Origin of the sequence: Actinoplanes ianthinogenes, from assembly GCF_018324205.1 — a bacterium.
Taxonomy (GTDB): Bacteria; Actinomycetota; Actinomycetes; order Mycobacteriales; family Micromonosporaceae; genus Actinoplanes; species Actinoplanes ianthinogenes.
Map to the genome: position 1 here is coordinate 9037979 of NZ_AP023356.1, position 15461 is coordinate 9053439.

At 72.4% G+C, this 15461-nt stretch carries 16 protein-coding genes; 7 read left to right on the forward strand and 9 right to left on the reverse strand.

Annotated features, from left to right (window positions below; translation table 11 throughout):
- The first annotated feature begins 89 nt into the window (after positions 1-89).
- Together Aiant_RS40900 and Aiant_RS40905 are read left to right on the forward strand one after the other, a co-directional pair.
- The gene (locus Aiant_RS40900) at positions 90-629 is read left to right on the forward strand and encodes a phosphatase PAP2 family protein (protein ID WP_189330013.1); all 540 of its coding nucleotides are present in this window, start codon (positions 90-92) and stop codon (positions 627-629) included.
- On the forward strand, positions 626-1372 hold the full coding sequence (locus Aiant_RS40905; RefSeq protein ID WP_189330014.1) for an ABC transporter permease: 747 nt from the start codon (positions 626-628) through the stop codon (positions 1370-1372). Before Aiant_RS40900 ends, Aiant_RS40905 begins: the two co-directional genes overlap by 4 nt.
- 40 nt (positions 1373-1412) lie before the next feature.
- Here Aiant_RS40905 and efeU read toward each other — a convergent pair whose 3' ends face one another.
- Positions 1413-2246 (reverse strand): iron uptake transporter permease EfeU, encoded by an 834-nt coding sequence (gene efeU, locus Aiant_RS40910; RefSeq protein WP_189330015.1) that lies wholly within the window; start codon positions 2244-2246, stop codon positions 1413-1415.
- Positions 2247-2333: 87 nt separating this feature from the next.
- The gene (locus Aiant_RS40915) at positions 2334-3017 is read right to left on the reverse strand and encodes a response regulator transcription factor (protein WP_189330016.1); all 684 of its coding nucleotides are present in this window, start codon (positions 3015-3017) and stop codon (positions 2334-2336) included.
- A 116-nt stretch (positions 3018-3133) separates the two neighbouring features.
- On the opposite strand from Aiant_RS40915, the gene Aiant_RS40920 reads away from it, so the two are divergent.
- Together Aiant_RS40920 and Aiant_RS40925 are read left to right on the forward strand one after the other, a co-directional pair.
- Positions 3134-4507, forward strand: coding sequence for a sensor histidine kinase (locus Aiant_RS40920; protein ID WP_229829961.1), 1374 nt, complete (start codon positions 3134-3136; stop codon positions 4505-4507).
- An 89-nt stretch (positions 4508-4596) separates the two neighbouring features.
- Positions 4597-5430, forward strand: coding sequence for an alkaline phosphatase family protein (locus tag Aiant_RS40925; protein WP_189330017.1), 834 nt, complete (start codon positions 4597-4599; stop codon positions 5428-5430).
- Here the strand turns inward: Aiant_RS40925 and Aiant_RS40930 are convergent.
- The 5 genes from Aiant_RS40930 to Aiant_RS40950 form a co-directional block, all read right to left on the reverse strand.
- Positions 5427-6317 carry a M48 family metalloprotease gene (locus tag Aiant_RS40930; RefSeq protein WP_189330018.1) on the reverse strand — a complete coding sequence of 297 codons (891 nt, stop codon included), beginning with the start codon at positions 6315-6317 and terminating at the stop codon, positions 5427-5429. The two genes, Aiant_RS40925 and Aiant_RS40930, sit on opposite strands and share 4 nt — an antisense overlap.
- Positions 6314-6664, reverse strand: a complete 351-nt coding sequence (locus Aiant_RS40935) for a BlaI/MecI/CopY family transcriptional regulator (RefSeq protein WP_229829962.1) — start codon at positions 6662-6664, stop codon at positions 6314-6316. Before Aiant_RS40935 ends, Aiant_RS40930 begins: the two co-directional genes overlap by 4 nt.
- Before the next feature lie 151 nt (positions 6665-6815).
- Positions 6816-8270 carry a glycosyltransferase family 39 protein gene (locus tag Aiant_RS40940; RefSeq protein ID WP_189330019.1) on the reverse strand — a complete coding sequence of 485 codons (1455 nt, stop codon included), beginning with the start codon at positions 8268-8270 and terminating at the stop codon, positions 6816-6818.
- A 51-nt stretch (positions 8271-8321) separates the two neighbouring features.
- Positions 8322-8954: a DedA family protein gene (locus tag Aiant_RS40945; RefSeq protein ID WP_189330020.1), complete on the reverse strand. Its 633-nt coding sequence runs from the start codon at positions 8952-8954 to the stop codon at positions 8322-8324.
- A 110-nt stretch (positions 8955-9064) separates the two neighbouring features.
- Positions 9065-9781, reverse strand: coding sequence for a COG4705 family protein (locus tag Aiant_RS40950; protein ID WP_229829963.1), 717 nt, complete (start codon positions 9779-9781; stop codon positions 9065-9067).
- A gap of 187 nt (positions 9782-9968) precedes the next feature.
- Here Aiant_RS40950 and Aiant_RS40955 point away from each other — a divergent pair, with 187 nt between their 5' ends.
- Positions 9969-11480 (forward strand): FAD-dependent oxidoreductase, encoded by a 1512-nt coding sequence (locus tag Aiant_RS40955; protein ID WP_189330022.1) that lies wholly within the window; start codon positions 9969-9971, stop codon positions 11478-11480.
- A 60-nt stretch (positions 11481-11540) separates the two neighbouring features.
- Here Aiant_RS40955 and Aiant_RS40960 read toward each other — a convergent pair whose 3' ends face one another.
- Positions 11541-11960: a hypothetical protein gene (locus Aiant_RS40960; protein ID WP_189330023.1), complete on the reverse strand. Its 420-nt coding sequence runs from the start codon at positions 11958-11960 to the stop codon at positions 11541-11543.
- Positions 11961-12082: 122 nt separating this feature from the next.
- On the opposite strand from Aiant_RS40960, the gene Aiant_RS40965 reads away from it, so the two are divergent.
- On the forward strand, positions 12083-12643 hold the full coding sequence (locus Aiant_RS40965) for an RNA polymerase sigma factor (RefSeq protein WP_229829964.1): 561 nt from the start codon (positions 12083-12085) through the stop codon (positions 12641-12643).
- Entirely contained in the window at positions 12640-13071 is a 432-nt protein-coding gene (locus Aiant_RS40970; protein ID WP_189330025.1) for a hypothetical protein, read from the forward strand. Before Aiant_RS40965 ends, Aiant_RS40970 begins: the two co-directional genes overlap by 4 nt.
- 525 nt (positions 13072-13596) lie before the next feature.
- On the opposite strand, the gene Aiant_RS40975 is transcribed toward Aiant_RS40970, so the two are convergent.
- Positions 13597-15201: a class-II aminoacyl-tRNA synthetase family protein gene (locus Aiant_RS40975; RefSeq protein WP_189330026.1), complete on the reverse strand. Its 1605-nt coding sequence runs from the start codon at positions 15199-15201 to the stop codon at positions 13597-13599.
- Positions 15202-15461: the final 260 nt, after the last annotated feature.

The window sequence follows — 15461 nt, forward strand, 5'->3', positions numbered from 1 at the left end:
ATTCGCCTGAAGGCGAGCGGTGACTCGTCCGGGGGATGACCGCATCGTTCTTCAGCGGTTTCACAGGATGTCGATGGCAGTTTGCCCGGATGAACTATCGGCTTTTCGAACTCGTCAACGATCTCGCCGGACGGGCCGACAGCGTGGACGACCTGATGGAGTTCGCGGCGACCTGGTTGATCTTCCCGGTGTTCCTGGTCGCGGCGTTCCTCGCCGCTCGTGCCCTGCGGCACCGTCAGGTCCGGCCGGTGGCCGAGGTCGGCGCCGCGCTGCTGCTGGCCTTCGCCGGCGGGCAACTGCTGGCGCATCTCAACGGGCAACTGCGGCCGTTCCAGAGCCACCAGGTCCATCAGCTGATTCCGCACGACCCGGGCGTCTCCCTGCCGAGCGACCACGCGACCGCCGCGTTCGCGCTCGCGTTCGCCGTGTTGGTGTTCCTCAGCCGCGGCTGGGGTGTCGTGCTGACCGTCGCGGCAGTCTTCGTCGGCCTGGCCCGCGTCTGGGTGGGCGTGCACTATCCCGGCGACATCGCGGCCGGCGCGGTCCTCGCCCTGCTCGCGGTGGGCGCCGTCGCGGCGTACCGCCGGGTGCGGATCTCCCGGACGGGATCTGCGACAGTGCCGGGATGACCCAGGCAACGATCGTGATCGGGCCCGTCCTCGCCGGGGTGCTGGCCCTCCTGGTGCTCGTCGCCGCGGCGGCCGCCGCGATCGGGCGCCTCGGGGTGTCCCGGGCCGTGGTCACCGCCTCCGTCCGGGCCGTCGTGCAGCTCGCCCTGGTGTCGCTGCTGATCACCGCCGTCCTGCGATCGTGGTGGTCGACCGCCGGGTTCGTCCTGCTGATGCTGCTCGTCGCCGCGGCCACCTCCGCGCGGCGGATCAGCACCCTGCGCCGGGGCTGGCCGGCGATCGCCCCGATCGCGGCCGGGGCCGGGGTCGCCGGCACGGTGGTCGTCGCCACGGGCACGGTCCCGCCGACCGAGATCGCGGTCCTGCCCATCGCCGGCATCCTGATCGGCGGTGCGATGACCGCGACCTCGCTGTCCGGCCGGCGCGCGCTGGACGAGCTTCGTGACCGGCGTGGCGAGTACGAGGCCGCCCTGGCTCTCGGGTTCCTGCCCCGCGACGCCGCCCTCGAGGTGTGCCGCCCGAGCGCGGGCCAGGCGCTCCTGCCCGCCCTGGACCAGACGCGGACGGTCGGGCTGGTCACCCTCCCCGGCGCCTTCGTCGGCGTCCTGCTCGGCGGCGGCTCCGCGGTCCAGGCCGGCGCCACCCAGCTGCTGGTGCTGGTCGGTCTGCTGGCGGCCGAGGCGATCGCCGCCGCGGTCATGCTCGAACTCGTCGCGACCGGTCTGGTCCGCCCCCGGAAGTGACCTTCCGGGGGCGGACCCTTTCCGGGGGAGGGAGAAATGTTTACGCGGTCACCGCGGTCCGCTTTCCCGCCGGCCGCAAGAACAAGATCAAGACCAGGCTCGCGTACGCGATGAAGGCCCCCACCTCCAGCACGGTCGCCGACGGAGTCACGTTGATCGTCGCGGCCAGCAGCGTGCCGTACCAGGACGCCGGCTCGATCGTGGCCGACCAGTCGTAGGCCGTGGCCGCGGATCCGGGCAGATAGCCGGCGACCTGGAACCCGTGCACCGCGTACTTCGCGATCCCCGCCGCGACCAGCACCAGCAACACGCCGGTGCCGGTGAACAGCCGGCCGAGATCGACGCGGGCGACCGCCGCGTACATGAGCACGCCGAGCAGCACCGCGGAGGCCACCCCGGCGAGCATGCCGAGCAGCGGCGCCACCGTCTCGCTGGCGGCCTGCGCCGCGGAGAAGACCAGCAGCACCATCTCGACGCTCTCCCGGATCACCGCGACGAACGCGAGCGCGGCCACCGCGAAGCGCCCCAGTCCGAGCGCCTCGGTGAGCTTGCCGGTCAGCTCCGACTTGATGGTCCGCGCGCTGCTGCGCATCCAGAAGATCATCCAAGTGACCATGGCGACCGCGATCAGCGAGGTCACCGCCTCGAACAGCTCCAGCCGGACGCCGGAGAGCACCGAGGTGGCGACGTAGGTGAGGACCGCGCCGAGTCCGCCGGCGCAGACCAGGGCCAGGGCGACGCCGGTCCACAGCGGCGGCAGGCCGTCGCGCCGGTTCGCCCGGATCAGCAGCGTGACCAGGATGGACACGACAAGCGCGGCCTCCAGCCCGTCCCGCAGGCCGATGAGATAACTGGCGAAGAACGCGCCGCCCACGAGAACTCCAAGTTAGTCGACCCTTACTCCGAACGCCTGCCAAGCTCCTACAACGCGTAGGTGTTTGTCAAGCGCTCGCGCCCGTGCTCAGCCGTCGTCGGCCAGCCGGTAACCCGCGCCGCGTACCGTCTCGATCGCGGTGCGGCCGAACGGGTGGTCGATCTTCTTGCGCAGGTATCCGATGTACACCTCGACGATGTTCGGATCACCGTCGAAGTGCGCGTCCCAGACGTTCTCGATGATCGCGGTCTTGGTCATCGCCTGCCCGCGGTGCCGCATCAGGAACTCCAGCAGCGCGAACTCCCGCGGCGTGACCGCCACCGCCGTGCCACCACGAGCCACCCGTCGCTCGGCCGGATCCAGTGTCAGATCACCGGCGCGCAGCACCGCGGGCCGCTCCGGGGCGCCCCGGCGGATCAGCGCCCGCAGCCGGGCGATCAGCACCACGAACGAGAACGGCTTGGTCAGGTAGTCGTCCGCGCCCAGGTCCAGGCCGTCGGCCTGGTCGTACTCGCCGTCCTTGGCGGTCAGCATCAGGATCGGCGTCCACACCTCGCGGGCGCGCAGCTGCCGGCACACCTCGTAGCCGTTGAGCCCGGGCAGCATGATGTCCAGCATGATCACGTCGTAGGCGCCGTGCGGCTTCTCGGTGGCCGTCCACAGCCCCTCGGCCCCGTCATGGACCAGGTCGACCGTGAACCCCTCCGGAGCCAGCCCGTCCCGGATGGTCTCCGCCATGGCGATCTCGTCCTCGACCACCAGGACCCTCATGGGACTCCACCCTCCGTCGTGCCGCCGGGCCTGGCAGGCTGCCCGGCCACCGCTGAGAAATTCCTGAAGAGCCTCTTTCAGTACGCCTTCAGCACGCCCTGACTAGCGTGACCGGCATGCTCCCATCGTTGCGGAAACGGCTCGGCGTACGGATGCGTTCCGCCCTGGCGGCCGGCGTCGTGGTCGTCCTGGCGTCGGTGGTCGCGGGCGCGATTCTGCTGGTCACCGCCCGCGTCATCCTGCTCGACAACGTCAGCACCGCCGCCGGCGACCGGACCGCCCAGGTCACCACGGCGCTCACCGCACGCAACGCGGCCGCACTCGAGATGGCGTTGCGGCCCTCCGGCGCCGGCCGCAGCCTGGCGCAGGTGGTGACGCGGAACGGTGAGGTGGTCGGCGCGTCCGACGCGATCGCCGGCATGCCGGCCCTGTCCACGTTACGGCCGGCGGCCGGGCGCCGGCTGCGCGAGACCAGGGACCTGTCGCTGACCGAGGGGGAGCCGTGGCGGATCCTGGCCACCGGCGTCGCCACCCCGGACGGCGATCGGATCGTGCTGGTCGCCGAGTCGATGGACGCCGTCGCCGACAGCACCGAGGCCATCGTCACGGCGTTGCTGCTCGGGGTGCCGATCCTCGCGGTCGTGGTGGGGGTCGCCACGTTCCTGTTCGTCGGCCGGACCCTGCGCCCGGTCGAGGCGATGCGCCGGCAGGCCGCGACGATCACCGCGACGAACCTGCACGCCCGGCTGCCGCTGCCGGAGGCCGACGACGAGATCGCGGCCCTGGCCACGACGATGAACACGATGCTGGACCGGATCGAGGCGTCGGCGGCCGTCCAGCGCCGGTTCGTCGCGGACGCCAGCCACGAGCTGCGCAGTCCGCTGACCACCATCCGCGCCAACGCCGACCTGCTGTGCGCCGCGCACCTCGACGAGAAGGCGGGCCGGTCCGTCGCGCGGATCCGCGCCGAGAGCGCCCGGATGTCGCGCCTCGTCGAGGACCTGCTGCTGCTGGCGCGCGTCGACGACCAGCGCAAACCGGTCCGCCGCGAGGACGTCGACCTGGACGACCTGGTCTTCGCCGAGCGGGAGCGGGTCGCCACCGAGCATCCGGACCTGCGGGTCGAGGGTGCGGTCACGCCGGTCCGGGTGACCGGTGACCCGGACCAGCTCACCCGGGTGGTGCGCAACCTGGTCGACAACACCGTCCGGCACGCCCGTGAGCGGGTCACGATCAGCCTCGCCGCCCGGGACGGCCGGGGCGAGATCGTGGTCGGCAACGACGGCCCGCCGATCCCGGCCGCCGACCGCGACCGCATCTTCGACCGCTTCGTCCGCCTCGACGACAGTCGCTCCCGGGACGCCGGCGGCGCCGGCCTGGGCCTGGCCATCGCCCGCGACATCCTCACCGCCCACGACGGCACCCTCACCGTCGACAACCTCACCGACGGTGCCGCCATGCGGATCCGCCTCCCGCTATCGCAGGAGTGACCTTCACCGGACCGCCGGGAGTGTCGAGCCGACGATGATCCGAAAACCTACAACATGTAGGAGAAAGGTCATCTCACCTCGGAGCGGACATGATGCGAACGATCGGGCAGGCGACGCTGGCGGCCGTGACGGTGGCGCTGATCAATCCGATACCGGCCACCGCGACCGGACTGCCGAGGCCCGACCATGTGGTCATCGTCGTCCTGGAGAACAAGCGATACGACGCCGTCGTCGGCCAGGCGCGGACCCCGTGGATCACCGCGCTGGCCGCGCACTCGGCGAATCTGCGCGACTTCTACGCCGAGACCCACCCCAGTCAGCCGAACTACCTGGCGCTGTTCTCCGGGTCCACCCAGGGCGTCACCGACAACAATTGCCCGCACGATCTGGGCGCCCGGCCCAACCTGGCCCGCCAACTGCTCGACGCCGGCTTCACCTTCGGGGGATACGCCGAAGACCTGCCCCGGCCGGGCTGGCGTGGCTGCGGATCAGGAGCTGACGGGTACGTCCGGCGGCACACGCCATGGGTGAACTTCAGCAACGTGCCGGCGTCGGTCAGCCGGCCGTACACCGACTTCCCGGCCGACTTCCGCAAGTTGCCCACGGTGTCGTTCGTGATCCCGAACCTGTGTCACGACATGCACAACTGCCCGAAGGCCGCCGGCGACGCCTGGCTGCGGCGGCACTTCACCGCGTACGTGGCCTGGGCCAGGACGCACCACAGCTGGTTCGTGCTCACCTTCGACGAGGACAACCGGACCGACGGCAACCACATCGCCACCATCGTCGCGGGCGCCGGCGTCCGGCCCGGCCAGTACACCGACCGACTCACCCACTACGACCTGCTGCACGGCCTCCAGAAGGTGTACGGCCTGCCCAGTCTCGGGGCTGCCGCCGGCCGCGCCGGGCTGCCGTGGCTCTAGAGCCAGGCGCGCGCCAGGTCGACGAACGCCTCGGTGGCGATCGCGGCGACCGTCACGAACCCGGCGGCGAGCAGGGCCGGACCGATCAGGCGGCGGCGCAGCCGGGCGGGCGTCGCCTGACGCAGGGCGTGCACCCGGCGCACCACGGCGCCGCCGTCGATGCCCAGCGTGGTCATCGGTTTCGGTCCGGAGCCGGCCAGTGCGGCGCGGGCCACCGCCTTCGCGGTCAGCCGCCGGTCGCCGACCTGTGCCGCGGCCTCCTCGTCGGCCCAGCGTTCGACCAGGTAGGCGACGGCGTCGCGGACCGGGGTGAGCAGGGGGTTGAGCGCGGCGGCAGCAGCGGCCGCGGCGACCAGCCGGTGGTGCCGGTGGTCGAGATGCGCCTGCTCGTGGGCGAACATCACCCGTCGCTCGTCCGCGTCGAGCAGCCGCAGGATGCCGGTGGTGACCAGCAGATGCCCGGGCTGCCGGGCGGTGCCGGGCACCGCCACCGCCATCGGTTCCGCCCAGTCCGCGACGGCCATGCCGTGCCGGACCGTGCCGACGGCCCGCAATCCGCGGTTGGTTACCACCCGGCGGCGCACGTCGGCCAGCAACCGGGCCCCGCCCCACAGCAGCAGGAGCCCGGCGACCAGAGCGACCGGTCCCGGCACCGGCTCCGGAAGCTCCACGGTGGGGGAGTCGTCCAGCGCGGCTAGCGGCGGCACGTCGTCCAGCATGGTGAGTGCCAGCATCGTCAGCGACCAGCTGGACGAGAGCGCGGCGACCACGGCGGTCACGGTGAGGATCCGCGCGGCCGGTCCGGGCGCGCCACGGCCGGCCACCCGTCGCGCGACCAGCGCCAACAGCAGCGTCAGCAGCAGCGGAAGGTAGACGGCGACGGTCATGTGAGCAGGTCGCGCAGGATGGCCGCGTCCGACGGGTCGAGCGAGGCGGCGAACTGGCGGAGCACGGCGTGCCGGTCGGTGCCGTCCGGCAGCGCGGCGCGCATCTGAGCCGCCGCGGCGGTCGCCGCGTCCCGCGCCGGCCAGTACTCGTGCCCGCGCCCGGCCCGGCGCCGGTGCACCTCACCCTTCTCGTGCAGCCGGATCAGGATCGTCTGCACCGTGTTGTACGCCAGGTCGTCACCGATCTGCTGCTGCACCTGCGCCGCGGTCATCGGCGCGTCGGCCGCCCACAGCGACGTCATGACGGCCGCCTCGAGAGCGCCCGGGCGCCGCCTGTCCTTCGTCACGCCCCGAGAATATCGGCAGTCAACGCCTACCCGATGTAGGAAATGGGCTCGCGCCGCCATCGCGAAGACCGGGCTGGCGCTCACGGCCCTATCCGGACGCCCGATAGGGCCATGAGCGCCAGCCCGGTTGGGCCCCGCTTCATCGGGGCTCTCATCGCGACGGCGTGCGGACGTAAAGCGCCATCGTGGCGTTCTTGACCGTCCACAGCCCGGCGCGCCGATATCGGTCATGCAGAAGCTTTCGCAGGTCATGACGTCTGCCGGTGGGATCGGCCGACCGGCCGTAGACGACCAGCCAGATCCGGGCCGCGTCAGCGAGACGAGCCGCCGGGTCCGGGTACTCGGCCGCCTTCAGCGTCGCGGTCTGCGCCGCGCTCCGCTGTACCAGCACGTCACGCGGCCCGCCCGGATCGTGCCGCAAGTAGTAGGAGAGACCGGCCCGCATCGTGCGGTCCGTGCCGAGCACGAGGTCGTCACCGGACTGCTGCTGTCCCCTGATGGTCGTGGCCAGGGTCCGATAGTCGCTGCCGTTCTTCACCGTCGGCCCGCGCACGGCGACCTGTCCGGGGACGGCGACCGCGGCGAAGACGGCCACGGCGACGAGGCCGGCCAGGCGATACCTGGCCAGTCCGGCGCCGGCCGCGACGGCCACCGGGATCAGCACGAAGAGCAGGTACCGGGGGACCCAGAAGGATGTTCCGGCGACCGCGGCGCCGGCCACCACCAGCGGCGGCACCAGGCCGAGGACGGTCAGTTCGAGGATCCCGCGCGACGGGCGGATCACGGCCAGCGCCAGCAGGCCCCACAGCAGCCAGGCGACCTGCGGCGAACCGGTGAGCCCGGCCGGGAACGTGCGGACCGCGGTCAGCGTGATCGGCGTGACCCAGTGCAGTTGCTCCGCGCGCTGGTGCACGCCCCACCAGATCAGTGGTGACATCGGCACGAGGGTCGCGCCGGCCGCCGCGCACCACGGTGTGAGCCGGTCACGGGAGCGGATCAGCACCAGTGCGAGATGCCCGGCGACGGCGGAGAGGGCGACCAGACTGAACAGCCCCAGGCCGGTGAGCGCGGCGGCGTAAGCGGCCCAGCGGCGTGGGCCGGGGGCGTCCAGGGCGCGGTACAACGCCAGCAGTGCCACGCTCGAGAGCAGACAGGCGATCGCGTACGGGCGGGCCTCCGCCGCGTACCGGGAAATGGTCGGAATGGCGCAGAGCAGCAGGCCGGCGATCGTGCCGGCGCGCGGACCGGCCAGGCGCCGGCCCAGCTCACCGGTGAGCGCCGCGGCCGCGGCCATCGCCAGGATCGACGGCAGGCGCAGGCTGAGCACCGAGTCGCCGAAGATCCTGGTCCACAGGTGCATCAGCAGGTAGTAGGGGCCGAAGACGCCGTCGATGTGGTGCGCCAGACGCCAGATCTCGCCCACCGACCGATGTGCCACGTCGGCGGTCGCGACCTCGTCCCAGCTCAGCACCGGACGGGCCGGGGCGGTCAGCCCGAGGATCAGCATGACCACGCCCGGCCCGGCGACCGGCAACCACCGCCGTGCGGCCTGGTGCCGGATGCTGACGCCGACCGCGGACTCGGACGGCTGCCGGGTAATCGTCACCGCCGAACCATGCCAAGCCGCAGATGAGAGAACGCTGAAAAAGGAGCGTGGTCAGGGCTCGTGCGTCGGCGCCGGACGAGACCGGGTGCGGCGTTTGCGCAGCCACTCGACGCCGATCGGGATGACGGAGAGCACGACGATGCCGACGAGGATGAACTCGATGTTCGACTTCACGAACGCGATCTGCCCGAGGAAGTAGCCCAGCGTGGTCACGCCGCAGCCCCAGACCGTGCCACCGATGAGGTTGTAGAGCAGGAACGTCCGGTACCGCATGTGACTCGCGCCGGCCACGATCGGCGTGAAGGTCCGCACGATCGGGACGAAGCGCGCCAGGACGATGGAGCGGGCGCCGTACTCGGCGAAGAACACCTGTGCCCGGACCAGATTCTGCTGCTTGAACAGGCGCGAGTCGGGCCGGCGGAACAGCGCCGGGCCGAACCGTCGCCCGAACAGGTAGCCGAACTGGTCGCCGGCGACCGCCGCGATCGACACCAGCAGGCACATCACGGGGAGTGGCAGGTTCAGGTAGGTGCCGGCGGCGATCAGCAGGCCCGCGGTGAACAGCAGCGAGTCACCCGGCAGGAAGAAGCCGATCAGCAGCCCGGACTCGGCGAACACCATGGCGAGGATGCCGATGACCCCGAAGGTCGAGATGAGCCGCTCGGGGTCGAGGAATGCGGGCATGAACGGTCCTCCCCATCGGCGTCCGTCGGCACCGGATCTACCCGGCCCGGACGTCCACAAACCTACAAGGCGTAGGAGAGAGGGTCCGGGCGCGGTGGTGGAGGTCCCGCCTAGTGCGGCCGGGCGGCGGGATGCTGCCGGCGGACGGTGAGGATGACGACGATCGCCGCGAGCAGAGCGGCCGACGCGGCGTAGCGGTCCAGGGCGAGTCCGCCCTTGGCCAGGGGCTTGTCGAGGAAGTCGCCGACGACCGCGCCCAGCGGCCGGGTCAGCACGAACGCGGCCCAGAACAGCAACGTCCGCGAGATGCTCGTCCACCGGTACGCCGCGGCCAGCACCGCCAGCAGGGCGGTGAACAGCAGGGCGCCGCCGGTGTACTCCAGCCCGATGGTGTCCGCCGTCCAGTCGCCCAGTGCCGTACCCAGGGTCTGGGAGAACATGATGGTCACCCAGTAGAACGCCTCGCTGCGCGGCGACCGGATGTCGGTCACCGCGATCGAGCCGGTGACCGCCCGCCACACTCCGAACGACGCCAGCAGGCAGATGACCAGGATCGTCGTGCCACCGGCGTAACCGATGCCGAGCGAGCGGTCCACGTAGTCGGCGACCGTCGTGCCCAGCGTCGTGGTCGCCACGATGGTGAACCAGTAGACCCACTGGTTGAACCGCTCCGCCCGGATCTGCAGGGCGACCGCGCCCACGAACGCGACCGCGAAGATGAACGTGCTGGTCAAGTAGCCCAGACCCATCGACATCGACAGCGAGTCGCCGCCGGTCTCGCCGAGTGTCGTGGCCAGGACCTTGACGATCCAGAACTCGAGCGTCACGGCAGGAACCTTGGCGACGGTGTCGAGGGCTGTCGGCGATTGCGGCATGAGGACAGAACATACTCCTACATTTTGTAGGAATACGGCATTTCGGCCAGACCCGCCGGGCGGCGTCAGGCTAGCCTCCTAGGACGCTTTAGGGGAGGTGCCGGTGTTTACTCACGGGAGCTACGGGTAGCCCGCGGGCATGCTGGCAGGCGCGCAGGAGTCCTACTGGATCGAGTCCACCGCCCCGACCGCCTACCCGCGGCTGACCGAGGATCTCGACACCGACGTGGTGGTGATCGGTGGCGGCATCGCCGGGCTGTGCACGGCGTGGGAGCTGACCGAGGCGGGGCACCGGGTGGCACTCGTCGAGGCGGACCGGATCGCCACCGGCGTCACCGGGTACACCACCGCGAAGCTGTCCGTGCTGCACACCCTGATCTACGACGACCTGCGGACCACGTTCGACCAGGTCAGCGCGCAGCAGTACGCCCGGTCGCAGCAGGCCGCGGTGGACCGGGTCGCCGAGGTGACCGCGCGGCTCGGTGTCGACTGCGAGCTGGAACGGGTGCCGGCCTACACCTGGGCCGAATCCGCCGGCACCCTGGAGAAGGTCCGCGCCGAGGCGGCCGCCGCGGCCGCCGCCGGGCTGCCGGCCACCTTCGTCACCGAGACCGGGCTGCCGTTCCCGGTGGCCGGCGCGGTCCGGGTGGACGGCCAGGCACAGTTCCACCCGCGCAAATACCTGCTGGCGCTGGCCGGCGACCTGACCCGTCAGGGTGGGCGCATCTTCGAACGCACCCGCGCGACCGGCCTGCACGAGGGCGACCCGTGCACCGTCACCACCGAGGCCGGGCACACCGTCACCGCGCGGCACGTCGTGATCGCCACGCACTACCCGGTCTTCGACCGGGCGTTGCTGTTCGCCCGGCTTCAGCCGCGCCGTGAGCTGGTGGTCGCGGCCGCGATCCCGGCCGGGCAGGATCCGCTGGGGACGTTCCTGACCCCGGATGACAACACCCGTTCGGTACGGACCACGCCGTACCGTAAGGGTGAACGTCTTTTGATCGTCACCGGCGAGCACTTCACGCCGGGCAACGGGGATGCCGCCGAGCGGTGGCAGCGGCTCGTCGACTGGACCGGGCAGCGGTTCCCGGACGCGCGGATCGTCTACCGCTGGGCGACGCAGGACAACAGCACGACCGATCGGGTGCCGTTCATCGGCCGGTATCGTCCGGGCAGCGACAACGTCTATGTGGCAACCGGGTTCGGTGGCTGGGGGATGAGCTCCGGGGTGCTGTCCGGGCAGTTGCTGGCCGCGCTGATCAGCGGTGACGCGCCGGAGTGGGCCGGGCTCTACGATCCGCGGCGGCTCGGGCTGCTGCGCGAGGCGGGGACGATGCTCAAGGCGCAGGCCGAGGTGGCCGGGCACTTCGTGGGTGACCGGGTCCGGTCGTCGCACGTCGACTCGATCGACGACATCGCGCCCGGCAGCGGCGCCGTCGTCCGGATCCGCGGACAGCAGTGCGCCGCCTATCGGGACGCGGCCGGTGAGGTGCATGCCCGGTCGGCCCGGTGCACGCATCTGGGTTGCATCGTCAGCTTCAATGAGGCGGAGACCGCCTGGGAGTGCCCGTGCCACGGCTCCCGTTTCGCCGTCGACGGCGCGGTGATCCAGGGTCCGGCGAACAGTCCGCTACCGCCCTTCGAGTGATCGCGGGCCCCGTATGATCCCGCGGTGAGGCATCGCGCCAGCAGTGACGGAGGTCACGTCCTAGTCGCCAACCTTTTCCGGGCCGAAGCGTCCTCCCAGGTGACAGTGCACCGACTGACTAGTGCTGGAGCTTGAGATGCGCAGATCCACCCGGACCCTCGCGGTCGCCGCCGGAGCCGTTGCCGTCATCGGCGTCGGTGGTGTGTTCGCCGCAGCGGCCTTCGCCGACGATGCGACCCCCGCGCCGGTGCCGGCCGCGACGCCTTCCGCTTCGGTGCCGGCGTCGCCAGGCCCGGCCGCCACGCCTTCCGCCTCGGTGCCGGCTCCCTCCGCGCCGGCCGTGACGCCTTCCGCCTCGGTCGCGGCTCCCTCCGCCCCGGCCGTGACGGCGTCGGCCTCGGGGCCGGCCGCCGCGCCGAGTCCGTCCTCTTCGGTCCGGAAGCCGACCGCCGCGCCGAGTCCGTCCGCCTCGGTCCGCAAGCCCACCGCTGCCCCGAGCCCCTCGACCCGGACCGGTTCCTGAGGTGCGCGCGCCGGCCGCCACGGTGGCCGGCGCTCCGCCCACCACCCCGACGCACCCCGCGAGGCCTTTTGTGATCTTCGTGCTGCCGTTGCCCACGCCGCTGCTGCGCTGGCTCCGAGGGACCGCCCTCGGCTCTGCCGCCACGGCGGCGCCCGCGGCGTCCGCGATCGACGAGCTCTACCGGGAGCGCCGCCTGCCGCTGGTCCGCCTGGCCGTGCTCATGGTCGACGACCTACCGACCGCGGAGGACATCGTCCAGGACGTCTTCACCCGCTTCTACCGCCGTCACCGCGCCGGACTGGACGCCGTCTCCGACGCGAACGCCTACCTGGTGTCCGCCGTGATGAACGCGGCCCGATCCGTCCTGCGGCGGCGCCGGATCGCCCGCGCCTATCTGCCGCCCCGCCCCGACCCGGCCCCGGCCGCCGAGGACGAGGCCCTGCTCGGAGCGGGTGACCGGGAGGTGATCCAGGCGCTGGGGCGGCTCACCACCCGGCAGCGGCAGGTCATCGTCCTGCGCTACTGGTCCGGCCTGTCCGAGCGGGAGATCGCCGACGCGCTGCGGATCACCACCGGAACCGTCAAGTCGACCGCGCACCGCGCCCTGACGCTGCTACGCGCCCAGCTGGGGGAGAAATGACCGACATCGATCTGGAGCACCGCCTGCGCCGGGCCCTGTCCGCTCGGGCTGCCACCGTCACCAGCCAGGACCTGCGCCCGGCGTCGGCGCCGGCGCGCGCGGAGCGTCGCGGGGTCCTGGTCCGGTGGTGGTTGCCGCTGACCGCCGGTGTCGCCGCCGCGGCGGTCACGATCACGGCGTTCGCCCTGCTGCGGCCAGCGGATCCGGCATCCACGCCGCCTGCCGCGCCGGCCTCGCCGAGCGTCGGCGTTCCTGCCCCGGAGGTGACGCCGGGCACCTCGCCGCCCGCGCCGTCGCCGTCGTCCACGGCGGGGCCGGCGCCCAGCGCCTCCGAAGCGGCGAGCAGCGCCGCGGCCAGCCCCGCTGCCTCGTTCACCGGCCCGGCGCCCAGCGTGTCCGCGGGCAGCATCGAGGTCACTCCGCGCTGACCCGTTCATCGGCGCCGAGCGTGCCCGGGTCAGCGGGCAGCATTGCGCTGACGTGTCCGTCGGCTCGGCTTTGAGCGTGTCGGGGCCGGCGGGCGGCATCGCGCTGACGTGACCGTCGGTCCGGCGCCGAGCGTGGCGGGGCCGGCGGGCAGCATTGCGCTGACCTGTCCGTCGGCTCGGCGCCGAGCGTGTCGGGGTCAGCGGACAGCATTGCGCTGACGTGACCGTCGGATCGGCGCCGAGCGTGTCGGGGCCGGCGGGCAGCGTCGCGCTGACCTGTCCGTCGGTCCGGCGCCGAGCGTGCCGGGGGTGGCGGCAGCGTCGCGGTCGCCTTGCGCTGACTTGTCCGCTGGCCCGGCAGGCAGCGTCTCCGAGGTGACGGGGCAGGATCGCGGCCACCCCAGGCGGGGTCACCTGCCACCTGCGCCGGCAGGTTCGCATCCCCTACCGCGGGCAGCCGCGTCGCGCGAGTGCGCGACCGCCACGGCGGGCGGCAGCGTCGCGAAACGGGCTGCCGCCGCGGGGTCAGCCGGAGGCGGCGACCGCGCAGGGCGTGCCCCGGTCGAAGGCGTAGCGCGCCTCGATGGTGTAGGTGCCGGCGTCCGGCGCGACCAGTTCGGTCCACGAGCCGTTCTGGACGAGGCAGCCGTTCCCGCTCGTCTCCAGCCACGGTGACCAGGCGATCCGCAGCACCGTGCGGCCCGCCCGCGGCATGGTGACGGTGAGCGCGGCCGGTCCGGCGGCGACGACGGTCGCGGGCGCCGAGGCGAGCGGATCGGACCCCGCGACCCGGTACACGCGCCAGTCGGCGTTGCTCCACACCAGCGGCAGCCACGTCTGCCCGGCGGTGATGATCGCCGCCTCGGCGAGGCCGGAGCTGTCCGGTTCCCGGGCGGGCAGGACGACGTACGTGACGCTCCAGTCGTGCAGCCACGTGCGGTACGAGTCCGCGGTCAGCGTCCCGTCGTAGAACAGCGGGTTGCGTTCGACGTCGGCCTGCCGGTTCCAGCCGCGGGCCAGCTGCACGTGCGGCGCCACGGCGGACGCCTCCTCGTGCGTGCGCAGCGGCACCACCTCGACCCGGCCGCGCTGGGCGCCCAGGCGGGTCAGCTCGCCGATCAGCGGCCGGGCGTCTGCCGCGGCGGTCGCGGCGCTCGCCGGGGAGGTGTGGAAGAGGTCGGCGATCGGCTGGCTCAGGGTCCACGCGGCCAATCCGGTGGCCGCCAGGTAGGCGGTGACCATGCGACTGCGGCGGCCGATCAGGGGCGCGGCGCAGAACAGGACCGCGGCAGCGGCCAGCAGGGCGAGCCGTTCGACGTTGCTGCCGATCGGGGTGGGCAGCATCCAGGTCAGGGCGACGCCGGCGGCGTAGACCCAGGCGCCGGCGCGGACCGTGCGCCAGGCCGGGGGAGTCAGCACGGCGACGGCGACGGCGGCGCCGAAGGTGGCCAAGGCGGCGTACCAGGGGAAGGGCTGCACGCCGGAGAACGGGAAGAGCAGCGACGTCGCCGCGATCACCACCGGCGGTCCGGCCGCGAGCAGGCAGGCGTCGCGGCGCCGGCCGGTCAGGAACAGCGCGGCGGCCAGCACCTCGATGAACAGCCCGGCGACCGGGCTGCACAGCGTCGCGACGGTGCCGAGCAGCGCCGCGAGCACCGGGCGGTGCCGCCGGTCGGTTCCGGCCGGCGCCAGGATCGTGGCGGCCAGGGCGAACACCATGCCGAGCAGGTAGGTGACCCGCCCGGCGGCGAGGTTGGACCAGACGGCGACGGTCAGCCAGGCCACGGGCGGCAGCGGGCGGCGTACCCCGAAGCGCACGATGGCCAGCGCGCCGAGGACCGCCGCGCAGACGCAGGCGAGGACGCCGGTGGTACGCACGCCGAGCCAGGCCATCAGGTACGGCGAGACGACGCTGTACGAGGCCGGGTGGATGCCGCCGTACCAGGAAAGGTTGTATGCCGACCCGGGGTGCTGGCGGACGAAGGAGGTCCAGGCGTACTGCGCGGCGAGGTCACCGGCGTCGCGGGCGAGCCAGAGCGCCCACACGAGGCTGAGCACGCCGGCGAGCACGCCGGCCAGCAGCGCGGGATGGTTCCACCGGCGCCAGGTGGTGACGAGGGGCAGTGTCATCGGCCGTCTGTTTCCGTTCGGTCGCTCCCGCCGGTGACGGGGACCGCCGATCCGGGCAGCGGACCGTAACACGCCAGACATGAGTGGTCGTGTCCTCGTGGCACGCCCCACAGCCGCGGTCCCGCACTCGACGAGGCGGCAACCGCCCCGATGAATCATTTCAGGAATTGGTCTGCGTCTATGGCTTGGGTGGCTCTGAGTGCTACGGTCCCGGGATTAACCGCTTCAGTAGCGGTGCGTCCCGTCCTCAACCACGTTGG